19 protein-coding genes and 1 tRNA gene are annotated in these 22,095 nt (G+C 44.2%); 18 read left to right on the top strand and 2 right to left on the bottom strand.

The window, feature by feature from the left end:
- Positions 1 to 28: 28 nt before the first annotated feature.
- The 5 genes from ilvD to CC90_RS0105230 all read left to right on the top strand — a co-directional run bounded on the left by ilvD (position 29) and on the right by CC90_RS0105230 (position 7,495).
- The gene (gene ilvD, locus CC90_RS0105210) at positions 29 to 1,699 is read left to right on the top strand and encodes a dihydroxy-acid dehydratase (RefSeq protein ID WP_031389759.1); all 1,671 of its coding nucleotides are present in this window, start codon (positions 29 to 31) and stop codon (positions 1,697 to 1,699) included.
- Positions 1,700 to 1,725: 26 nt separating this feature from the next.
- Complete coding sequence (gene ilvB, locus CC90_RS0105215; protein ID WP_031389760.1) at positions 1,726 to 3,405, top strand: biosynthetic-type acetolactate synthase large subunit; 1,680 nt, start codon at positions 1,726 to 1,728, stop codon at positions 3,403 to 3,405.
- Positions 3,402 to 4,817, top strand: coding sequence for a L,D-transpeptidase family protein (locus tag CC90_RS0105220; RefSeq protein WP_031389761.1), 1,416 nt, complete (start codon positions 3,402 to 3,404; stop codon positions 4,815 to 4,817). Before ilvB ends, CC90_RS0105220 begins: the two co-directional genes overlap by 4 nt.
- Positions 4,818 to 5,190: 373 nt before the next feature.
- Positions 5,191 to 6,273 (top strand): 3-phosphoserine/phosphohydroxythreonine transaminase, encoded by a 1,083-nt coding sequence (gene serC, locus CC90_RS0105225; RefSeq protein ID WP_031389762.1) that lies wholly within the window; start codon positions 5,191 to 5,193, stop codon positions 6,271 to 6,273.
- Between the two features lie 58 nt (positions 6,274 to 6,331).
- Positions 6,332 to 7,495, top strand: a complete 1,164-nt coding sequence (locus tag CC90_RS0105230) for a phosphoglycerate dehydrogenase (protein ID WP_031389763.1) — start codon at positions 6,332 to 6,334, stop codon at positions 7,493 to 7,495.
- A gap of 87 nt (positions 7,496 to 7,582) precedes the next feature.
- Here CC90_RS0105230 and CC90_RS0105235 read toward each other — a convergent pair whose 3' ends face one another.
- Complete coding sequence (locus CC90_RS0105235; RefSeq protein ID WP_031389764.1) at positions 7,583 to 7,867, bottom strand: hypothetical protein; 285 nt, start codon at positions 7,865 to 7,867, stop codon at positions 7,583 to 7,585.
- 256 nt (positions 7,868 to 8,123) lie between these two features.
- Here CC90_RS0105235 and CC90_RS0105240 point away from each other — a divergent pair, with 256 nt between their 5' ends.
- From CC90_RS0105240 to CC90_RS0105260, 5 genes are all read left to right on the top strand, one after another.
- Positions 8,124 to 9,359 (top strand): DUF1015 domain-containing protein, encoded by a 1,236-nt coding sequence (locus CC90_RS0105240; protein ID WP_031389765.1) that lies wholly within the window; start codon positions 8,124 to 8,126, stop codon positions 9,357 to 9,359.
- Between the two features lie 38 nt (positions 9,360 to 9,397).
- Complete coding sequence (gene glgB / locus CC90_RS0105245; protein WP_051869292.1) at positions 9,398 to 11,899, top strand: 1,4-alpha-glucan branching protein GlgB; 2,502 nt, start codon at positions 9,398 to 9,400, stop codon at positions 11,897 to 11,899.
- A gap of 19 nt (positions 11,900 to 11,918) precedes the next feature.
- A complete protein-coding gene (locus tag CC90_RS0105250) occupies positions 11,919 to 12,821 on the top strand; it encodes a mechanosensitive ion channel family protein (RefSeq protein ID WP_031389767.1) in 903 nt (300 codons plus the stop codon).
- A gap of 105 nt (positions 12,822 to 12,926) precedes the next feature.
- Positions 12,927 to 12,999 (top strand) — tRNA-Thr (locus CC90_RS0105255).
- 80 nt (positions 13,000 to 13,079) lie between these two features.
- On the top strand, positions 13,080 to 14,435 hold the full coding sequence (locus tag CC90_RS0105260; protein WP_031389768.1) for an MATE family efflux transporter: 1,356 nt from the start codon (positions 13,080 to 13,082) through the stop codon (positions 14,433 to 14,435).
- A 54-nt stretch (positions 14,436 to 14,489) separates the two neighbouring features.
- On the opposite strand, the gene CC90_RS22935 is transcribed toward CC90_RS0105260, so the two are convergent.
- Positions 14,490 to 15,356 carry a GNAT family N-acetyltransferase gene (locus CC90_RS22935; protein ID WP_051869293.1) on the bottom strand — a complete coding sequence of 289 codons (867 nt, stop codon included), beginning with the start codon at positions 15,354 to 15,356 and terminating at the stop codon, positions 14,490 to 14,492.
- A 378-nt stretch (positions 15,357 to 15,734) separates the two neighbouring features.
- On the opposite strand from CC90_RS22935, the gene CC90_RS0105270 reads away from it, so the two are divergent.
- From CC90_RS0105270 to CC90_RS0105310, 8 genes are all read left to right on the top strand, one after another.
- Positions 15,735 to 16,190 carry a LytTR family DNA-binding domain-containing protein gene (locus tag CC90_RS0105270; protein WP_031389770.1) on the top strand — a complete coding sequence of 152 codons (456 nt, stop codon included), beginning with the start codon at positions 15,735 to 15,737 and terminating at the stop codon, positions 16,188 to 16,190.
- Complete coding sequence (locus CC90_RS0105275; protein ID WP_031389771.1) at positions 16,183 to 16,605, top strand: hypothetical protein; 423 nt, start codon at positions 16,183 to 16,185, stop codon at positions 16,603 to 16,605. Before CC90_RS0105270 ends, CC90_RS0105275 begins: the two co-directional genes overlap by 8 nt.
- Positions 16,606 to 16,617: 12 nt before the next feature.
- Complete coding sequence (locus CC90_RS0105280; RefSeq protein WP_031389772.1) at positions 16,618 to 17,352, top strand: TraX family protein; 735 nt, start codon at positions 16,618 to 16,620, stop codon at positions 17,350 to 17,352.
- Between the two features lie 126 nt (positions 17,353 to 17,478).
- Positions 17,479 to 17,889 (top strand): Fur family transcriptional regulator, encoded by a 411-nt coding sequence (locus CC90_RS0105285; protein WP_031389773.1) that lies wholly within the window; start codon positions 17,479 to 17,481, stop codon positions 17,887 to 17,889.
- A gap of 582 nt (positions 17,890 to 18,471) precedes the next feature.
- On the top strand, positions 18,472 to 19,557 hold the full coding sequence (locus CC90_RS0105295) for a metal ABC transporter substrate-binding protein (RefSeq protein ID WP_031389775.1): 1,086 nt from the start codon (positions 18,472 to 18,474) through the stop codon (positions 19,555 to 19,557).
- 16 nt (positions 19,558 to 19,573) lie between these two features.
- Complete coding sequence (locus CC90_RS0105300; protein ID WP_081905880.1) at positions 19,574 to 20,347, top strand: metal ABC transporter ATP-binding protein; 774 nt, start codon at positions 19,574 to 19,576, stop codon at positions 20,345 to 20,347.
- Positions 20,340 to 21,185 carry a metal ABC transporter permease gene (locus tag CC90_RS0105305; protein ID WP_031389777.1) on the top strand — a complete coding sequence of 282 codons (846 nt, stop codon included), beginning with the start codon at positions 20,340 to 20,342 and terminating at the stop codon, positions 21,183 to 21,185. The genes CC90_RS0105300 and CC90_RS0105305 overlap by 8 nt, the downstream gene beginning before the upstream one ends.
- Before the next feature lie 28 nt (positions 21,186 to 21,213).
- A complete protein-coding gene (locus CC90_RS0105310; RefSeq protein WP_031389778.1) occupies positions 21,214 to 21,900 on the top strand; it encodes a hypothetical protein in 687 nt (228 codons plus the stop codon).
- Positions 21,901 to 22,095: the final 195 nt, after the last annotated feature.

The following is a 22,095-nucleotide window of genomic DNA, read 5'->3' on the forward strand; positions in this document are numbered from 1 at the left end:
GCAGAAATTTAAGATAGGAGAGACGACTATGAGAAGTGATTCCGTTAAAGCAGGTACCCAGCAGGCACCGCACAGAAGTTTGTTCAATGCGCTCGGCTATACCGAGGAAGAAAGAAGACGACCGATGATCGGTATTGTAAGCTCTTATAATGAAATCGTTCCGGGACATATGAATCTGGATAAGATTGTTGATGCCGTTAAGTTGGGAGTTGCAATGGCAGGAGGAATGCCTGTGGTATTCCCGGCAATTGCAGTTTGCGACGGTATCGCTATGGGGCACATCGGCATGAAATATTCTCTCGTTACGAGAGACCTGATCGCGGACAGCACGGAGGCAGTAGCCATGGCTCACGGTTTTGACGGGCTGGTTATGGTACCCAACTGCGATAAGAATGTTCCCGGCCTTTTAATGGCGGCGGCAAGAATCAATATTCCTACTGTATTCGTTTCCGGCGGACCGATGCTGGCAGGACGGGTAAGGGGGGAAAAGAAGAGCCTTTCCGCCATGTTTGAAGCAGTAGGAAGCGTTGCGGCAGGGACGATGTCCATGGAAGAACTTAGCGAATTCGAAGAGAAAGTTTGCCCTACCTGCGGCTCCTGCTCCGGTATGTATACGGCGAATTCCATGAACTGTCTGACCGAAGTGCTGGGTATGGGACTGAAAGGCAACGGCACGATACCTGCCGTTTATTCCGAGAGAATCCGTTTGGCGAAGCATGCCGGCATGAAGATAATGGAGCTGCTGGAGAAGGATATCAAACCCCGCGACATCATGACGGAAAAAGCTTTTATAAACGCGCTTCGCATGGATATGGCACTTGGTTGTTCCACCAACTCTATGCTGCACCTTCCGGCAATCGCTCATGAAGCAGGCGTAGAACTGAATCTTGATATTGCGAATGAGCTTTCGGAGGAAACGCCGAACCTTTGCCACCTTGCTCCGGCAGGCCCGACTTACATGGAGGACTTGAACGAGGCAGGCGGAGTTTACGCGGTAATGAATGAATTGAATAAGAAGAATCTTTTATATACGGATTTAATTACAGCTACCGGCAAGACCGTAGGAGAAAATATCGCAGGCTGCATCAATACTGATCCTGAGGTTATCCGTCCTATCGATAAGCCATACAGCAAGACCGGCGGCATTGCCGTACTCAAAGGAAATCTGGCGCCGGATTCCTGCGTGGTAAAGCGCTCTGCCGTAGTGGAAGAAATGATGGTGCATGAAGGTCCCGCCAGAGTATTTGACTGCGAAGAGGACGCTATTGATGCGATCAAGGGCGGCGAAATCGTTGCAGGTGATGTGGTAGTTATCCGCTACGAAGGCCCCAAGGGAGGGCCGGGTATGCGCGAGATGTTAAATCCTACCTCCGCAATCGCAGGTATGGGCCTGGGCTCCAGCGTTGCGCTTATTACGGACGGACGTTTTTCGGGAGCATCCAGAGGTGCTTCCATCGGCCACGTATCTCCGGAGGCAGCAGTAGGAGGACCTATTGCGCTAGTGGAAGAGGGCGATATCATCAGCATCAATATACCGGCCAATACGATAGATATGAAAGTTTCTGACGAGGAGCTTGCGAGGAGAAAAGACCTTTGGCAGCCGAGAGAGCCTAAGATAACCACGGGCTATCTGGCGCGTTACAGAGAAATGGTGACCAGCGGCAACAGAGGTGCAATTTTGGAGATTCCCAGAAAATAGAATCCGGTCATATGGAGGAGAGACGAATGCAGCTTACAGGTGCGGAAATCGTAGTAGAATGTTTGAAAGAACAAGGGGTAGATACCGTTTTCGGTTATCCGGGCGGAACTATTTTGAATGTATATGATGCGTTATATAAGCATAGCAATGAAATCAGGCATATTTTAACCTCTCACGAGCAGGGAGCGGCACATGCGGCGGACGGCTATGCGAGAGCCACCGGAAAAACAGGGGTATGTCTGGCGACCAGCGGCCCGGGTGCTACCAATTTGGTAACAGGAATCGCGACGGCACAGATGGATTCCGTGCCTATGGTAGCCATTACATGTAACGTAACCCTTCCCTGTCTTGGAAAGGATTCCTTCCAGGAGGTGGATATCGCAGGCGTGACGATGCCGATCACGAAGCACGGCTATATTGTGAAGGATATAACGATATTGGCGGATACGCTGCGCAAGGCGTTCCGTATTGCGAAGAGCGGCAGGCCGGGACCGGTACTGGTAGACATTACGAAGGATGTGACAGCGACGCTTGGGGAATATGAGCCGGTAGTGCCGGAACCTGAACAACTTCCGAAAAGCTATACTCAGGAAGACATCGGGGAGGTACTGAAGTTCATAAAGGAAGCGAAAAAGCCATATATATATGTAGGCGGCGGAACTATTATTTCGGATGCTTTTCCTGAGGTAATGGAATTTGCCAAGAAGCTGGATGCGCCGGTTTGCGATACCCTTATGGGCAAGGGGGCTTTTAACGGACATGACCCTCTTTACACAGGGATGATAGGGATGCACGGAACGAAGACCTCTAATCTGGGCGTCAGCAAATGCGATTTGCTGGTAGCTTTGGGCGCGAGATTCTCCGACAGGGTGGTAGGCAATCCGAAGAAATTCGCAAGTAACGCGAAAATCGTGCAGATCGATATCGATGCGGCAGAGATCAATAAGAACATTAAGACGGATGCTTCTATCGTAGGTGATTTAAAAGAGGTGCTTTCTATTATTAACAAACAGATGCCTCAGATGGAACATGCGGAGTGGGTTGCGCATATAAAAGATTTAAAGGAAAAATATCCGCTGAATTATAATAAGGATGGTTTGTCCTGTCCTTTTATCATGGAGGAACTGGACCGTATTACAAAGGGAGATGCGATTATCAGTACGGATGTAGGACAGCATCAGATGTGGGCATCGCAGTATTATAAGTATTCCAAGCCGCGTACTTTCATAAGTTCCGGAGGCCTGGGGACGATGGGTTACGGTCTCGGTGCATGTATTGGTGCGAAGGTGGGAATGCCGGATAAGATTTGTGTGAACATTGCAGGAGACGGATGTTTTCGTATGAACATGAACGAGCTGGCTACGGCCAGCCGATATGACATTCCGATTATCCAGGTCGTGATCAATAATCATGTTCTGGGCATGGTTCGCCAGTGGCAGACTTTGTTTTACGAGGGACGCTATTCCCAAACTGTTCTGAATGATAAGGTGGACTTCTGTATGGTAGCGAAAGGACTGGGCTGCGAAGCGATTCGCGTAACCAGCAAGGAGGAAGTTGGGCCGGCAATCGAAAAGGCAATCGAACTTAAGAAGCCGGTGCTTATCGAATGTATCATCCAAGAGGATGATAAAGTATTCCCCATGGTTCCTGCAGGTTCTGCTATTGACGAAGTATTTGATGAAAAGGATTTGGCAAAATCGAAATGATGAAATCTGGTGCGAATAAGAAGGCGGCAAGGGGAATTGCGGCCGCTCTGTCAGCCGTCATCTTCCTAGTTCTGGCGGCTTATATGGGGCTGGCAGAATATTATGAGGGAGGCTTCAGTTATGGTACGTGGATCAACGGCATCTACTGTACCGGCAAAACGGTGGAAGAAGTAAACGGGGAGCTGTTAAAAAGCTGTTCCTATAAGGGCTTGCAGGTTTTTGACAAGGATGGGTATTCCTATGAGATTTCTGCGGAGGATATCGGCTTCGCCTTTGATTTCGAGGAGGCACTGCGGATTTATTTGAATAAGCAAAACCCGTATCTTTGGATCGATAACCTTCTGGTATCAAAGGAGCGCACGTTGATTCCCGTTATTTCTTATGAACCGGAGAAGCTGGAAATGGCGCTTCTTCGCATCAGCCTTTTCGCGGATACAACGGCGAAGGAGGACAGGGAGGTTTATATCATCAAGACCTTTCAGGGTTACGAGCTGGTAGATGAGCGAACCAGAGTACTGAATAAGCAAAAGGCTAAAGAAGCTATAGAAGCAGCTCTTAACAGCTTTGCGCAGGAAGTGTATCTGGAAGGGGACGGCTGTTATGAGGACTTACCTCTTACGCAGCAGATGAGTGAGACCCTTTCCCTATGGGAGAAGATAAAGGCGTTTCAGTCCTGCTCCATCATATATAAGTTTGGTGATGAGCAGGTGCCGATAAATGCGTCTGTAGTTTGCGACTGGATTGCGGCCGGAGAGGACGGAAGTTTTCTTCTGGACGAGGCGGGTAATCTGGAAACGGATGATACCAAGATAGAAGAATTTGTGGAAAGTCTTGCTGACCAATACGATACGGTAGGAGGAACCCGGCACTTCAAAGCGACCAGGGGTGAGACCGTAACGGTGGAAGGAGGCATCTACGGCAACAAATTAGACCGGAAGGCGGAGAAGGAATACCTGAAAAAAGCTTTCCGGGATGAAGTGAGCGAGATACATACGCCCCAATACGTGCAGAAGGCTTGGCAGCAGGGAATGGACGACATCGGCACGACCTATATTGAGATAGATATGACAAAGCAGATGATGTATTACTATAAGGACGGCAGACTCGAAATAGAGACGGCAGTGGTAACCGGCAATACGGGAAGACGGATGGGAACGCCCTCAGGAGTGAACTACGTATATGCGAAGCAGGAAAATCGTACCTTGCGGGGACCGGGATATGCGGCTCATGTGAACTACTGGATGCCCGTAAAAGGGAATATCGGAATACACGATGCGTCATGGAGAAGTGAATACGGTGGGGAAATCTATCAAACGAACGGTTCTCATGGCTGTATCAACACTCCTTACGATAAAATGAGCGAGCTGTATGAAACGGCGGAGGTAGGAACGCCGGTAGTCATGTTCTATTGATTTTGCAGGCGGTGCCTATATAAATTTGCATAAATATGTTATAGTTCAGCCTTCGGCTAAACTGCAACATGTGTGCACACAAAATACGATAAAACTGCATTTTGGCGCTTGCAGCCCTTACAAAATTGCATAGAAACGCAATTTTGGCTTCGCGGTGTTGATGGCTGGGTTATTACATAAATATGCAAGTATGCCCCAACTTATGGTTGACGAATATAGGCAATAAATGTAAAATGATTTGTAACTATTCAGCCTTGATTTATTTTGCTTCAGAATGTGGGTTTATACATATTTGTGCGCATTACGAAGCGGTGGCTGTGAAGGTGTTGAGTGGTTGTAATGATTTTTATGTATAAAATAGGAGGATGGAGAAGTGTCCAGAGTTTATAATTTTTCAGCAGGTCCGGCAGTGCTACCTGAAGAAGTGTTAAAAGAGGCTGCAGATGAAATGTTAGATTACAGAGGAACCGGCATGTCCGTAATGGAGATGAGCCACCGTTCCAAGGCGTATGATACGATTATCAAAGAGGCGGAGGCGGATCTGCGTGAGCTTATGAATATACCGGATAATTATAAGGTATTATTTTTGCAGGGCGGTGCCAGCCAGCAGTTTGCAATGATTCCCATGAACCTGATGAAAAATAGGAAGGCGGCATATATCCTCACGGGACAGTGGGCGAAGAAGGCTTATCAGGAAGGCAAGATATATGGGGAAGCGATAGAAGTGGCGTCTTCCGCAGACAAGATGTTTTCCTATATTCCTGATTGCTCCGATCTGGACATCCCGGAGGATGCAGATTATGTATACATATGCGAGAATAATACCATCTACGGGACGAAATTCAAGACGCTGCCCAATACCAAGGGACATACGCTCGTATCCGATGTATCCTCCTGCTTCTTGTCTGAGCCGGTGGATGTAACAAAATATGGCGTAATTTACGGCGGAGTGCAGAAGAATGTAGGGCCTGCAGGTGTTGTTATCGTAATCATCAGAGAGGATTTGATTACGGAGGATTGCTTGCCCGGTACTCCTACTATGTTAAAATATAAGATTCATGCGGATGAAGGCTCACTTTATAATACGCCTCCGGCATATGGCATCTATATTTGCGGAAAAGTTTTTAAGTGGCTGAAAAAGCAGGGCGGCTTAGATGCTATGAAGGAATATAACGAGAAAAAGGCGAAGGTTCTCTATGATTTTCTCGATGAAAGCAAGCTGTTCAAAGGAACGGTAAGGAAGGAAGACCGTTCGTTGATGAACGTTCCTTTTGTAACAGGAAACGAGGAGCTTGACACCAAATTTGTAAAAGAAGCAAAGGAAGCCGGATTCGAGAATTTGAAAGGACATAGAAGTGTGGGCGGTATGCGCGCCAGCATCTATAACGCTATGCCTATCGAAGGTGTGGAAAAGCTCGTTGAGTTCATGAAGGCTTTCGAAGAAAAAAATGCTTGATAATGCCGAAGGTGCGGCGACGTATCGATAGAATAAGGATGAGAGGAAGGATGTAGAGATGTTTAAATATCATTGCCTGAATCCGATTGCGGATATCGGATTGAACAAATTTACGGGGAATTATGAAAAAACGGAAAATGTAAATGAGGCTGACGGAGTCTTGGTACGCAGTGCCGCTATGCATGATATGGAGCTGCCCGAGAAGCTGTTGGCGGTGGCGAGAGCAGGTGCGGGAGTGAATAATATTCCGTTAGATAAATGTGCGGAAAAGGGTATTGTCGTATTCAATACGCCGGGAGCGAATGCCAATGGGGTAAAGGAGCTGGTAATAGCAGGTATGCTCTTGGCTTCCCGCGATATCGTAGGAGGTATTAACTGGGTAGCAGCCAATAAAGATGACAAGAACATTGCAAAAACGGCAGAAAAAGAGAAAAAGAACTTCGCCGGTACGGAGATTCAGGATAAGAAGCTGGGCTTGATCGGTCTGGGTGCTATCGGTATCAAGGTTGCTAATGTAGCCAGGCATTTGGGCATGGAGGTATACGGTTATGATCCTTATTTATCCGTAGACGCTGCATGGAACCTGAGCCGCGACGTAAAGCATGTTCTGAACGTAGATGAGATTTATGAAAACTGCGATTTTATTTCCATTCATGTACCGCTTGTAGAGACTACGAGAGGAATGCTCAACAAAGATGCGATTGCGAAGATGAAAGAGGGAGTTGTCCTTCTTAATTTTGCGAGAGATTTGCTTGCGAATGAAGAGGATGTCATCGAAGGAATAAAGTCCGGCAAGGTACGTAAGTATGTGACGGATTTCCCGAATACGATAACGGCAGGTCAGGAAGGCTGTATCGTTGTACCTCATCTGGGCGCTTCTACAGAGGAATCTGAAGATAATTGCGCTAAGATGGCGGTCAAGGAGATGATGGACTATTTGGAGAACGGTAATATCATCAATAGTGTGAATTATCCCGACTGCGATATGGGAGTATGCACTCAGGCCGGCCGCGTAGCGATTTTCCATAAGAATAAGGCGAATATGATTACGAGATTTACTGCTTGCTTTGGGGATGAAGGTATTAACATTACCGATATGATGAACAAGTCCAAGGGAGAAGTTGCGTATACTATGATCGATTTGGAAAATGCTGCAACGGAGGAAATGGTAAATAAGCTGAAGGTAATTGAAGGTGTATTCCGAGTACGCGTGGTAAAATAAGCAAAAATAATATTTAGTATACAGAAAAGGATATTTCCGGTCTGTAATCCCCTGAATAGAGGATAGAACGGGAATATCCTTTTTATTTTATCTTAGAGAGTTAGCGATATTGGAAAAGCCGTTCATACCGTCTTCTTCAAGCTCCGATTTAAGATTCGCCTCTGCCTGAACGCCTGCCTGGCTGGCAAGGTCCATATAGAGGATAAAAACATCCTCGAGGGTCATGTTTTTCTCCTTGGCAATTTGCTCCATTACCGGCTTCAAGGCCTCCAGCTGAGTAGAGATTTTTGTCTTCTGGGGATCGATGTCCCCCAAGACCTCCTCGGCATATTTGCTGATTCTTTCCCATATCTGAATATGTTCAACAGTCATTTATTTTCCTCCACTTATTCTTTACTGACCTTTATTTTATCACTTGATGCTTGTGCTGCATAGGTTAATTTGTTAGAATAATTGTATATAAAACGTTACTGTTCGCACAGTAGCTTAACACTTGCTGTTAAGCTACGTAAGAACGTGATGCAAGAGATGATCTTTGCTTCGCGGAGCGAATTTAAATGCAGAAATCATGCGTTACTGAGAACGGAGTGAACAGTAACTATAAAACAATACTTGTGAGGATAAAAAAATGGCAAAGATAAAACCCTTTAAAGCGATAAGGCCCCAAAAAGGACTGGAAGAGCATATAGCCGCTCTTCCCTATGATGTATACAATAGAGAAGAGGCAAGGCGGGAAGTGGATAGGGAACCACTTTCTTTTTTGAGAGTGGATCGTGCGGAGACTCAGTTTGGAAGTGAAGTGGATACCTATGCCGATTGTGTTTATGAGAAGGCACATGAGCTTCTGTGGAAGATGGTAGGGGACGGCGAGCTTGTAGAGGAGGAGAAAGACTGCTACTATGTATATGAACTGGTAATGGAAGGACGTTCGCAGGTAGGTATTGCGGCTTGCGCTTCGGTGGATGATTACCTTTCTCAGACGATAAAGAAACATGAGAATACGAGGGAGGATAAGGAAATAGACCGAATTCGTCATGTGGATGCGTGCAAGGCGCAGACGGGACCTATATTCCTGGCTTATCGTTCCCATCCCGTTATTCGGGAGGAGATAAAAAATGCAAGAGAAGGTGCCCCCCTTTACAACTTTACAGCGGTGGATGGTATTGCGCATAAAGTGTGGAAAATAGAGGGAGAGGAAGCGGTAGGCAGAATTAGAGGAGCGTTCGAAGAGGTAGAAAGCATTTATATCGCTGACGGACATCATCGCTGCGCCTCTGCCGTAAAGGTTTCTCTGAAAAGAAGAGCGGAAAATCCGGATCATACGGGTGAAGAGGAATTTAATTATTTTCTTTCGGTCTTATTTTCCGACGACCAACTTATGATTATGGACTATAACCGCGTAGTTATGGATTTGAATGGACTTAGTGCCGAGGAATACTTGGAAAGGGTGGGAGAGTATTTCCATATCGAGAAACGGGGAGAAACTCCTTATAAGCCGGAAGAAAAAGGAACTTTCGGTATGTATCTGGAAGAGGCATGGTATAAGCTTGAGGCAAGGGAGCCATATACCGGGCAAGATCCGGTAGAGGCTTTGGATGTAGCGGTCATTCAGAACAGACTGTTATGTCCGGTATTGGGAATCGGCGATGCGAAGACCGATAAAAGGATTGATTTCGTAGGAGGAATCCGTGGGCTCAAGGAGTTGGAGCGCAGAGTACATACCGATGCGAAAGTGGCGTTTTCCATGTGCCCTACTTCCATCGGAGAACTGTTTGCGGTATCCGATGCAGGAATGCTGATGCCTCCTAAATCCACATGGTTTGAACCCAAGCTCAGGAGCGGCTTGTTTATTCATAAAATTTGACGGAAGAAAGATTAATGTGAAAGCGAGGCATGGTATCTATGAACAATAAACTGTATAAGTTAATGAATTGGCCGAAAATAGAAGCTATAATTTATTCGGAGTCCGATAATCCCCATGAGATTTTGGGAGCGCATGCGGCAGGGAACCATACGCTGGTTCAGGCATTTTTTCCCGGAGCAAAGAGCGTTCTTATTCAGGACAAAAAGGATAAAAAGAGCTATGAAATGGAACTGGCCGATGGAGAAGGTTTTTTTGCAGCGCTGATACCGGGCAAGATACCCATGCAGTACGAATATATTGTAGAGGACGAAGAGGGAAAGTTAAAAAAAGTGAAGGATGCTTATAACTTCGCACCTCAGATAGAAAAAAAGGATATGGATAAGTTTGCAGCGGGTATTCATTATACCGTTTATGAAAAGCTGGGAGCGCATCCGAAGAGACTGGATGGAGTAAACGGTGTTTATTTTGCCGTATGGGCGCCGGGCGCGGTGCGGGTGAGCGCAGTGGGAGATTTCAACGATTGGGACGGTAGAGTCCATCAGATGCGCAGACTTGGAGATTCCGGCATTTTTGAGATTTTTGTTCCTGATGCGAAGGAAGGGCAGAATTACAAATATGAATTGAAGATAAAGGGTGGATTGACTTATTTAAAGGCAGATCCTTATGCCTTTGGGCAGCAGCTTCGCCCTGATACGGCATCCGTGATCCGGGGAGGAATGAGCTCTGAAAAGGGACGGTTCAAATGGGAGGATGCCCAGTGGCTTGCACAGAGGAAGGAAAGACAGGGACAGGATAAGCCCATTAGTATTTATGAGCTTTATCTCGGATCCTTTCGGGCAGGAGAGGACGGCAGCTACCTAAATTATAAGGAACTGGCACCTCTTATCATCGAGTATGTGACGCAGATGGGATATACCCATATCGAGCTTATGCCGGTAATGGAACATCCCTTTGACGGCTCGTGGGGATATCAGGTAATCGGCTATTATGCGCCTACCTCCAGATACGGAACAAATGAGGACTTTATGTATTTTATGAATGAAATGCATAAGGCGGGCATCGGCGTAATCCTGGACTGGGTTCCGGCGCATTTTCCAAGGGATGTTCAAGGGCTTTCCAATTTCGACGGCACTTGCCTCTACGAGCATCAGGACCCAAGAAGAGGCTATCATCCCCATTGGGGAACGCTCATCTATAATTATGGCAGGCCGCAGGTATCCAATTATTTGATTGCCAATGCACTGTTTTGGATAGAAAGATATCATGCAGACGGCATCCGCATGGATGCGGTGGCTTCCATGCTGTATCTGGATTACGGAAAAAGTGACGGACAGTGGCTCCCCAATATATACGGAGGCCATGAAAATCTGGAAGCGATAGAATTTTTAAAACATTTGAATTCCATCGTGAAGAAAAGGGACGATGGAGTTTTGATGATTGCGGAAGAATCCACCGCGTGGCCTAATGTTACGGGAGAAGTGGAGGATAATGGACTTGGTTTCGACATAAAATGGAATATGGGATGGATGAACGACTATCTTGGTTATATCACTTACGATCCGTATTTCAGAGTTCACCATCATAATGAGCTCACTTTCAGCATGGTCTATGCGTATAGTGAAAAATTTATGCTTGTATTTTCCCACGATGAGGTCGTACACGGAAAGGCGACGATGATAGGAAAAATGCCCGGAGAACTTAAGGAAAAGTTCGCAAATCTGAGGCTGACCTATGCCTATATGATGGTTCATCCGGGGAAAAAGCTGCTGTTCATGGGGCAGGATATTGCTGAATTCGACGAATGGAACGAGAAGCGTGAAGTGGAATGGGGGCTGCTGCAGTACGACAGCCATAAAGGAATTCAAAATTTGGTAAAAACCTTAAATGACCTGTATAAAAATTATCCTGCATTCTATAAGTGCGATGCTTCCTGGGACGGATTCGAATGGATCAATTGTATTTCTTCTAACGACTGTATGCTCGTTTTCATGCGTAAGTCGGATGTGCCGGAGGACACTTTGGTAGTGATGGCTAATTTCGCCAATGTGCAAAGGGAGTATACCATTGGTGTTTCCCTTGAAGGAAAGTATAAAGAAATACTGAATACGGATGATGCGGCTTTCGGCGGAGAGGGCGTGGTCAACGGGGAATTAATCTGCTCGGAACAGGAGGAATTCGACGGCAGGCCTTATTCTATTCAGGTAATAAGCGCGCCGTTGTCCGTAAGCGTATTCAGTTATACTCCTTACACCCTGGAGGAGGAGAAGGAAGCTGCGAGGAGAAAAGAGGAGAGAATCCGCAAAGAAAAAGAGGAAGCCCTTGAAAGAGAGCGTCAGGAGAAGATAGCTGCTCTGGAAAAAGAACGTCAGGAGAAGCAGGCGGAGGCTGAAAAAGCTTTAGAGGAAGCAAAAGAAGCCAAGGAGCGTGCTGAGCGGATGCTGAAAGCGGCGGAAGAAGTGCGTCTGGAAGAGGAAAGAGTACGCAGCGGAAACAAAGGGCGTATTGTTTTGACAGAGAAGAAACCGGGAAAGAAAAAGTAGGTAGGAAATGTATATGTATATGGATTATTTGAAGGTTTTGACATCTTTTACGACAGAGGAGCCTATCGATATAGGTGTAATTGAGAAGTTCCTTCATGAGCTGCCGGATAAGGCATTACATTTAGGCACGAGGGTGCTGCTTTCTATCGTAGTTCTTGTTGTGGGAATACAGCTTATTAGGCTGATCCGCAAGCTCATAAAGAAGTCTCTGGGGAGGGGGAGCGTGGATATCGGTGTAGTGCAGTTCATCGATTCCTTCTTAAAGGTGTCTTTGTACGCGGTGCTGATTATAACCATTGCATCGGGATTCGGGCTGGATGCGGCGAGTATACTGGCGCTGTTAGGTTCAGCCGGCGTGGCCATCGGTCTCGCCATTCAGGGAAGCCTGTCTAACTTTGTGGGAGGAGTGCTCATTTTATTGCTGAAACCCTTTAAGGTGGGAGACTACATTAAGGAAGACTCCAAAGGAAATGAAGGTGTCGTAAAGGAAATAGAATTGTTCTATACGAAGCTTACGACTGCAGACAATAAGGTAATCGTGCTTCCAAATGGTACGCTTGCTAATTCCAGTCTGACGAATGTAACCGCATGCGACAATCGTCGGATGGATATTGTGGTAAAGATATCCTACCATGCGGATATCAGGAAGGCGAAGGCGGTATTGCAGAAGATTTTGGACGAAGATACTGCGGTCTTAAAGGAAGAAGAGCATTTCGTCTATATCAGTGAGCTGGGAGATTTCAGTGTAAATGTGGGGATAAGGTGCTGGTTTTCCATGGAGGACTTCTGGCCTGGCAAGTGGAGGATAACGGAAAATATCAAATATGCGTTGGACGAAGCAGGAATAAGCATACCGTCTTCTCAGATGGATGTGTATGTGAAGGAGGAAATTGCCTCTAAGGATGAAATCAAAAAACAATAGAAATAAGTCGTAAAAACAAAAATAATTAAAAAAGGATAATTTTATCTTGCCAAAAATGTCATTAGCCTTTATAATAGCATTTGTCGGTATCGCGGATACCGGATTGCTTCCGTGGCTCAGCTGGTAGAGCGACGCATTCGTAATGCGTAGGTCAGGGGTTCGAATCCCCTCGGGAGCTTGGATTAAGAGATCCGGAAATAGGCATATTTCTCAGATGAGAGGTATGCTTTTTTCTATGGAGTTGGCAGGTGATAAGTAATGAAATTAAAATTTTTGAGTCAGAATATGGAACAAAGAAGGGATTTGATATTGAAGGGAAATGTAGTTTCCACGATTTTAATGTTGTCTCTTCCTTCGCTTATGATGGGTCTGGTGCAGTCGCTGATACCGGTTATCGATGGGCTGTTCCTAAATAATCTGGTAGGTACCACGGCAGCCAGCGCCGTAACCTATTGTACCCCGGTAGTAAATATGACAACAGCTCTTTCTCAGGGACTCAGTGTTGCCGGAATGGCGATTATAGGCCAGGCCAACGGCAGAGGGGATTTTAAAGAGAGCAGGAGCACTACAATACAGCTGATTATTTTTGCCTTTATACTCGGAATTGTTCTGGCTCCCCTGCTGGTGTTAGCGGCATTCGGATTGTCCGGTCATGTAAATCAGGAAATTGCACATAATGTTTTCGTCTATATATCATTAAATGCGCTTGTCATTCCTTTTTCTTTTTTGGAATCCATCTATAACGCCATTAAAAATGCAAACGGCAAGCCGGAGGATTCCTTCATACGTATGATTATCATGCTGGTTCTCAAGATTGTGTTTAACACGCTCTTTATCTACGTATTGCATTGGGGACTTGTGGGCGCGGTAATTGCATCCTTAGCTTCCAATGTTTTGATTACCTTCTGGATGTTTTATGAGCTGTTTCTTAAGAAAAACGGCGACAGATTGGAAATGAGGGGATTTCACTTCGACCATAGAATTATTAAAAAGCTGTTGTATATTGGTTTTCCTTCCATGCTTTCAAGCCTGATGCTGAATCTGGGCTTCTTTCTGATCAACAACGAAGTGGAGAAGTATGGTTCCATTGTGCTGAACGGACAAGGGATTGCAAATAGCATTACTTCTGTCTGCTTTATTCTCCCATCCTCCTTCGCCTCAGCAATCACTACCATGGTGAGTATGAACGTAGGAGCGATGCAGGTAAAAAGGGCGAAGTATTCCTGCCTGATCGGCTGTATTGTCAGTGCAATAACCGCGGCTGTACTTATCGCCATAGTGGTACCGCTGTCTTCGTACTTGACGATATTGTTTACCAGAGAAGCGCAGGTGCTCGAGGTGGCGAACAAAGCGCTTCATATTTATACCTATTCCGTAATAGGGTTTGGTGTCTGTATGGTGGAACAGGGAGCCTTCATAGGGTTAGGCAAGACAAAGATTACTCTTGTAATGAGTATCTTGCGGGTATGGCTGCTGCGTTATATTTTTATACTCGCCACAGAGTCGTATTTAAGTTATTATTCCGTATTTTGGGGAAGCCTTTTTTCTAATTATGCGGCAGCCCTTATCACGACCATACTGATACTTAGGGTGAGCTGGGAGTCCGATATTTAACGTGCTGAAGTTTTACGATTCTAGCCAATATGTCCATATAATCATGAACCGGGGTTACTCGCATAACATTTCAATCAAATTGTAGTATAACGAGTAACCACTAGATAAGTACAGCTTCATTGCAGGCAGATTTGCGCCATTGACTGAAAGCGTTGCTATTTTCAAATTGCTATTTTTTAATTCTTCAAGTGCGGTTGAAATCAATTCGCGGGCGATATTTTTTCTCCGAAATTCAGGGATTACAAAAATGTTTTCCGTCGCTGCTCGTTCCTCAGATATGTTCCATATCGATATTGCACCTATAATCTTACCGTCACATATTGCGGCGTAGCATGAAAAAGAAGGATCGCCTGTGTTAAACCAAATGTCTGCTTCGCATTCGTATTCCCACTCCCTGCTCGATAGAGAATCTGCATCAAGATAAGCTTTCATATTTGTTTCATCAAACGTTAGCTTTTGTATGGTTATGGCTTCCGGTATTTTGTAATGGGCGATTTCCTTTGTCAGGTCATACTTTAGTACAGGGATAGCAGAATGGATAGAAAATCCTTTATGTATAAAAAATTGCATATCATCAATTTCATCTGTTTCGCAGCATTCACGCAAGCGTACCGTTATATCAGGTTTTTCTTTCTTTATTTGATGGAAACGATTTATCAGACCGTCCATCAATAGGCCGTCTGCCTCAATATTATCTTGATGTTCGTTATCCGTATAAGTAGAGAAAGTAATTTGTAATTTTTGCGTTTCAAGTGTTTGATGTAAGAGTAAGAAACCAACGCCAATGACGGAACCATCACATTCTGCACAAACAATATTTTCTGGTAAAATACTTTGGTTATATTGCAGTTGGACAGCTGCAAAAGGATTGATCTGTGCAATGGAATCTAAATCTTCGCGAACATACTTTCTTAATAACATATTTTCCTCCATTTTTAATGTTTCCAATCGCTATTCTTTGTATAATAGGAACTTACTGTATTTACTGTAGCACAAGGAGCCATATGGTGCAAGAATTTGGTTATTATTCGGCCTTCAATACCGCGAATTATTGTGTATAAGTTATTTGTGTATCGTTAGTTGCCGCTGTGAAGCCATGGGTTAAATGGCAGCGGATAGTTTCATGCGTTGAGTCAGGTTCGGGCTGTTAGCGAGGTTGATCCCAGGTACTTACCATAAATGCAAAAAATAAGTATTTCATCTCCTGATTTGTGCATTTTACCGAACATGATATTGCCGGTAAAGTAAATTTATTATATGCTAAATGGGCAGATTCACGACAGTGCAGGAGGGAAGGATTTGAAATTAAGAATTGAGAAAGGAACAGAATATACGGAAACAGAGATTATCATTCATTGTCTTGAGGTGGATGAGCGTTTAAATTCTCTGATTGCCCAGATTCGGATGTATGATCTGACGATCCCCGTTAAAAAAGAAGGGCGAAACTATGTGCTTTCTACAGATAGCCTTTACTATTTTGAAAGTGTGGAAGAGAAGACCTTTGCATATCAGAAAGCGGAAGTATATGAATGTTCGTTACGGCTATATGAACTGGAAGAACGGCTTGCAGGTACAGCATTTACCAGGGTTGGAAAGGCGTGTGTACTGAATACGGCGGTAGTGGAAGGGGTACGTCCCATGCTTGGCGGACGGCTTGAAGCGTTATTGGAAAATGGTGAAAGGATTGTTGTAAGCCGTCATTATGTGCCGGCATTTAAAATGAAATTTGGACTGGGGGAAAGGGAAGATGTATAAGATACAAACTTTTTTAATTATGAATTTTACGATTTATGCGGTCCTGGTATTATTGCAGGCACTGTTGCATCTGGTTGGAATCACTGAAGATTTTAACAGTGTTATCGTATCCCAGTATTTTATCCTATCCAGTCTGCTTGCTGTTGTGGAACTGTGTATAAGAACTTTTCTACGGTTTAAATCATCACTTTGTCAGATGATAGCCAGTACGGCAAGCGTCTTGCCAATTGTCTTATTTATGGGTGGAGTTGTGCTGCATTGGTTTTCTTTGAAAGCCAAATGGATTGTACTGTGTACAGTTATAACGATTAGCATCGAGATAATATTATATTTTATAACTGGTATGTTTTCTGCAAAAAGAGCAGCAGAACAGATCAATCGAGTTATAAGGCAGAAAAAAGAGGAAAAAAGTTAAAAGGAGAGCTGGATGTTTGCGACCAATAAAAAGTTCAATGGAAACACGCTGAAATTGGCGGCAATTATTGCAATGACAATTGATCATGCCGCATGGCTGATACTGCCCCGGGAAACCATTGCTGCATTTATATGCCATATTATCGGGCGGCTGACATTTCCGGTTATGGCTTTTATGATCGTAGAAGGATACCATCACACCAGAGATGTCCGAAAGTATCTGTTCCGATTGGCGATATCGGCATTGATTGCACATTTTGCATATGCTTTTTGCTTTAACCATCCTCTCCTGTTTGATTTAAGAAATGGGCTCATTGATTCCACTTCCGTTTTATGGGGATTTACATTTGGCTTATCATCACTCATCGTTTACCATCATGAGCAAATGAAAAAATGGTTAAAGGTTGTATTGATTATACTCTGTATTATACTGGCAATCCCTTCTGATTGGTCATGGGTCTGTGTTGTATTCTTATTGGTACTCGATTTAAATTATGGCAATATGAAAAGACAGTTTATAGGGATGACGGTTTTCGGCTTTAGTTATGCATTGGTGTATTGTCTGGTAAGTTCATGGTGGAGTAGCTTTCAATTTGCTGTTATCCTTGCATTTCCCTTGCTCTTTCTCTACAACGGTGAAAGAGGACGTTGGCGGGGAATGAAATGGTTGTTTTACATATATTATCCGTTACATCTGATTCTATTGGGAGTGATCAGGGTAGCATTTCATATTATTTACCCAAGATAAACTATTATAATATTCCCTTGGTCAAATTTTCATCAGGGAAAACTGTTTACAAAAGCACTTGACAAGGCAAGATATTAAATCTATAATTTAAAAATGCAAAAGATTTGCATTTTGAGGTGAAGAGCCATGCAAAAAAATTATAATACGAAATGTAAAACAGCTATTATGGAGTATTTACAGGGTAACAAGGAACATAGTTTTTGCGCTGCGGATATATATTCTTATATGAAGAAGAATGATATACTGGTAAATTTGGCGACTATATACAGAAATCTGGATAAGCTGACCGATAGCGGAACCGTTCTGAAATATAAGACGGCGGAGAACGAAAGCAGCCTGTATCAATATGCCGGACATCGTGCTAACTGTCTTGGGCATATTCATATGCAGTGCAGAGACTGCGGTAAAATTCTCCACTTGGAATGCGATTTTATGAGTGAGATTACGGAGCATATGCTGGAGCACCATGGATTTGAACTGGAATGTGCAGGCTCGGTATTAATAGGATTATGTAACGAATGCAGGCTTAATGATTGATTTAGGAACGGAGGCAGGATGATGAAGACAAGAGATAGGGTATTTTCCATAGTTTGTACTCTGGCTTTATTAGTTTGCCTGCTTTTTTCTTACGAGTATGTTGTTTCAAATACACAGCATGACTGCCCCGGCAAGGACTGTACTGTATGCGTACAGCTAGAGGCGGCTGTGCACTTCATTTCAAGTATAAAGATTCTTCCTATGCTATCGTTCATTGCGATAGTTCTTTGCGTATTCACGCGAATTTACGCGGCTTCAGAGAGGTCTGCCTGCGTAAGAAATACCCTTGTTTTATTGAAGGTAGAATTACTGAATTGATTCTATAAGGAAAAGCGACTGCGCCAAGGCAGCTTGGTGTTATTTGTGTATCGATTTTTAATATGGAGTTTGGTGTAAGATGTAATTTTCACGCTGAGATTTATGCTGCCTGTATATATTATGCCAGCAGTATGGCGATGGCAGATACCTGAAAGGATATGGCGATTAGTGTGAAAAATAAATTTTTCACAGCATAATTTATTATGCTTGCAAATATTGTGCTTGCGCCCAAATTCGCAGGCATCCAAAACATGGAGGATTGTTATGAAAAACAATAAAATATTGATAGTTAGTTTGGCTTTTATACTGTGTATAGGGCTTATTTCAGGCTGTGGAAACAAAGCAGCCGAATACGAAGCAGCAACCTCAAATAAGCTTAGCGTGGTATGTACTATTTTTCCGCCCTATGACTGGGTAAAAGAGGTAATGGGAGAAAGGGCGGAGGATTTTGATCTGACGCTTTTACTGGATAACGGGGTGGACCTGCACAACTATCAGCCTACGGCAGAGGACATTGCTAAGATTGCCAAGTGCGATTTGTTCATTTATGTAGGCGGAGAATCTGATGGGTGGGTAGAAGATGCTTTAAAAGAGGCAACGAATAAAGACATGCGGGTAATCAACCTGATGGACGCGCTCGGAAGCGCGGTAAAAGAAGAAGAGCTTGTGGAAGGAATGGAAGAGGAGGAGCACGAACACGAGGGTGGAGATGCACACGAACATGAAGAGGGGGATGTGCATGAAGATGGAGATATACAGGAAGGCGAAGAGGTTAATGAGAAAGGAGACGTGCATGATGACGGAGAAGAAATAGAATATGATGAGCATGTATGGCTTTCTCTTAAGAATGCACAAGCCCTGGTTCAGGTAATTGAGGAGACGCTTTCTGATATTGATAGCGATAATGCAGAAATTTATAAAAACAATAGCAGCGATTATATAACAGAACTGAAAGCGTTGGATGATGAATACGAAGCGGTTGTTCTAGCCGGAAAAACGAATACGGTGCTGTTCGGTGACCGTTTCCCTTTTCGGTACATGGTGGATGATTATGGATTGGATTATTACGCGGCATTTGTCGGATGCAGTGCAGAGACGGAGGCCAGTTTCGAAACGATAGCTTTTCTGGCAGGTAAGGCAGACGACTTGAAATTGCCGGTAATTCTCGTGATCGAGAATTCCGATGAAAAAATATCAGAAGCGATTAAGGGCAATACGGCAGATAAGGATCAGAAGATATTGATCATGAATTCTTTGCAATCGGTTACAAATTCAGATATAGAGGCTGGATTTTCATATATTTCGGCTATGAAGGATAACTTGGAAATATTGAAGCAAGCTTTGAACTAGGAGGATGAGGATTACTATGGCTTATATTGCCTGTGAGAATTTGACGCTTGGCTATAATGGAAATGTAATAGCCAAACATATTCAATTTGAAGTAAATAAAGGAAATTATTTATGTATTGTAGGGGAAAATGGAGCCGGAAAAAGTACGCTGATAAAAACGCTGCTTCATTTAATGGAGCCGTTAGGCGGAAAGATTACGATAGGAGACGGTTTAAAGCCTTATGAAATCGGCTATCTTCCGCAACAGACGGTGGTGCAGAAGGATTTTCCAGCATCCGTATGGGAAATTGTTTTATCCGGTACGTTGCCTAAATGCGGGGTAAGACCGTTTTTTGGAAAAGCGCAGAAGCAGCTTGCGGAAGAACATATGAAAAGCATGGCGGTGTGGGAACTGCGGAAGCAGTGCTATCGCAATTTGTCCGGTGGCCAGCAGCAGCGCGTGTTGCTGGCACGAGCACTATGTGCTACGACGAAGGTGCTGCTGTTGGATGAGCCGGTTACCGGGCTGGATCCAAAGATGGCGGCAGAATTTTACCGCATCATACAGCAATTGAACGCAGATGGCATCGCTGTTATTATGATATCTCATGATATTCAGGCGGCTGTCCGTTATGCCAGCCATATTCTGCATGTGGAAAGAGAGGCGTCGTTCTATGGAAGCAAAGAGAAATATTTAAGGAGCAGTGAATGGAAAGGATTCCAGTATGCGGGAGGGGAGGTTGAAAGAAAAGAGCTTTCAACTATTGATTCCACTTCCGCTAAAGCGGACAGGGGGGATAAGAATGAATAACATCATTTTGAAGCTGCAGTTTTATATGGATTATCCGTTTGTGCGTTATGCGTTGATCGTAGGGACGCTGATCGCTTTATGCTCCTCTTTGCTCGGGGTAACTCTCGTCTTAAAAAGATTTTCGTTTATAGGGGACGGACTATCCCATGTGGCGTTCGGGGCAATGGCGGTTGCAACGATTTTCAAGCTGGCAAACGATACGATATTTGTTATGCCGGTTACGATTGCCACAGCCGTCTTACTTTTAAGAACGGGACAGAATACGAAAATCAAGGGAGATGCGGCGATAGCGATGCTGTCTGTCGGCTCGCTTGCCATCGGTTATTTAATTATGAATCTGTTTTCTACATCCGCAAATATATCAGGGGATGTGTGCAGTACCTTGTTCGGGTCCACCTCCATATTGACGTTGACCAAGGGAGAGGTCTGGATTTGCGTGATAATGTCTATACTGGTTGTTGCTTTATTTTGTTTTTTCTATAATAAAATATTTACGGTCACCTTTGATGAAGGCTTTGCAAAAGCGACGGGAACGAATGCCGACGGCTATAATCTTCTCATTGCAGTGGTGACTGCGGTTATCATTGTTTTGGCGATGAATCTGGTAGGCTCGCTGCTCATATCGGCGTTGGTCATATTTCCGGCATTATCGGCAATGAGGATCATTCAGAATTTTAAAGGCGTGGTTATCTGTTCGGCGGTCATTTCCGTTGGTTGTGCCGCAGTTGGGATGCTCATATCCATACTATTTTCGACTCCGGTTGGTTCTACGATAGTAGCTGCGGACATAGTTGTGTTTTTTGGAAGCTGTGCAATAGGAAAAATAGTAAGGAGATAATAAGATAGAAGGGAGCATGGTCATAAAAATGCGGTTTAAAAAATATGTAATTTTAGTCATGGGTGTACTGATTTGTCTGAGTGGATGTTCGGGGAATGAAGATAGATTATCGGATGGAAAAAATAATGTTGATAAAGTCCTTGATGCACAGGTAAATGTTGCAGATGGCGAGCCGGCTGCTCAGCAGAGTAAACAAACAAAAGAGACAACGGATGCAGCAAAAGATGTAACAACGGACGCAACGGACGTGGCAAAAGATGTAACAACGGATGTAACGAAGAGTTCGGAGCGGCAGGGGAACAATTCGGAGAACGATGCGGCAGGACTGACGCAGGAGTCGGTAAAGGATCAGGAGAATATTGACTATGATCTGACCGCTATGGGAAGCGATATGATATACGCCACCGTCTATCAGTTGATGATAAATCCTGAAGAGTATGTCGGCAAAACAATAAGGATGGAGGGAACATATTATGCTACATACTATGAGCCTACCGCTAAGTACTACCACTATGTGATCATACAGGATGCGACCGCTTGCTGCGCGCAGGGATTGGAATTTATTTGGGAGGACGGAAGCCATGTTTATCCTGAGGAATATCCGGAGGATGAGGCCGATGTGACGGTAACCGGAACTTTTGAAACCTATAATGAGGAAGGAGACGAGAATCTTTATTGCCGCTTGAAAGATGCTTCTTTGGAAATTGGTAAATAATGACCCATAAATATAGTTATTGCCGCGAATAATAATGTTATAAAAGTCAATATCCACCTAAAAATAAGTCATAAAAGAAGATAGTACATCGAATGTGGCTATGGTACTATGAGATAGAAAAATGAAGTCGATATATTTGTGCGAAGCGCAGAAGCTCTATCGCTTCGCCAAAGGCTATTTTATAGGAAGAGGAAA

Source organism: Kineothrix alysoides (genome assembly GCF_000732725.1).
Taxonomy (GTDB): domain Bacteria; phylum Bacillota; class Clostridia; order Lachnospirales; family Lachnospiraceae; genus Kineothrix; species Kineothrix alysoides.

Coding starts and splice junctions, on each gene's coding strand:
- glgB (WP_051869292.1), top strand. CDS start 9,398: ATGAACAATAAACTGTATAAGTTAATGAATTGGCCGAAAATAGAAGCT.
- CC90_RS0105250 (WP_031389767.1), top strand. CDS start 11,919: ATGGATTATTTGAAGGTTTTGACATCTTTTACGACAGAGGAGCCTATC.
- CC90_RS0105230 (WP_031389763.1), top strand. CDS start 6,332: ATGTTTAAATATCATTGCCTGAATCCGATTGCGGATATCGGATTGAAC.
- ilvD (WP_031389759.1), top strand. CDS start 29: ATGAGAAGTGATTCCGTTAAAGCAGGTACCCAGCAGGCACCGCACAGA.
- CC90_RS0105300 (WP_081905880.1), top strand. CDS start 19,574: ATGGCTTATATTGCCTGTGAGAATTTGACGCTTGGCTATAATGGAAAT.
- CC90_RS0105235 (WP_031389764.1), bottom strand. CDS start 7,867: ATGACTGTTGAACATATTCAGATATGGGAAAGAATCAGCAAATATGCC.
- CC90_RS0105285 (WP_031389773.1), top strand. CDS start 17,479: ATGCAAAAAAATTATAATACGAAATGTAAAACAGCTATTATGGAGTAT.
- CC90_RS0105240 (WP_031389765.1), top strand. CDS start 8,124: ATGGCAAAGATAAAACCCTTTAAAGCGATAAGGCCCCAAAAAGGACTG.
- CC90_RS0105280 (WP_031389772.1), top strand. CDS start 16,618: ATGTTTGCGACCAATAAAAAGTTCAATGGAAACACGCTGAAATTGGCG.
- CC90_RS0105305 (WP_031389777.1), top strand. CDS start 20,340: ATGAATAACATCATTTTGAAGCTGCAGTTTTATATGGATTATCCGTTT.
- ilvB (WP_031389760.1), top strand. CDS start 1,726: ATGCAGCTTACAGGTGCGGAAATCGTAGTAGAATGTTTGAAAGAACAA.
- CC90_RS0105220 (WP_031389761.1), top strand. CDS start 3,402: ATGATGAAATCTGGTGCGAATAAGAAGGCGGCAAGGGGAATTGCGGCC.
- CC90_RS0105295 (WP_031389775.1), top strand. CDS start 18,472: ATGAAAAACAATAAAATATTGATAGTTAGTTTGGCTTTTATACTGTGT.
- CC90_RS0105275 (WP_031389771.1), top strand. CDS start 16,183: ATGTATAAGATACAAACTTTTTTAATTATGAATTTTACGATTTATGCG.
- CC90_RS0105260 (WP_031389768.1), top strand. CDS start 13,080: ATGAAATTAAAATTTTTGAGTCAGAATATGGAACAAAGAAGGGATTTG.
- CC90_RS0105310 (WP_031389778.1), top strand. CDS start 21,214: ATGCGGTTTAAAAAATATGTAATTTTAGTCATGGGTGTACTGATTTGT.
- CC90_RS22935 (WP_051869293.1), bottom strand. CDS start 15,356: ATGTTATTAAGAAAGTATGTTCGCGAAGATTTAGATTCCATTGCACAG.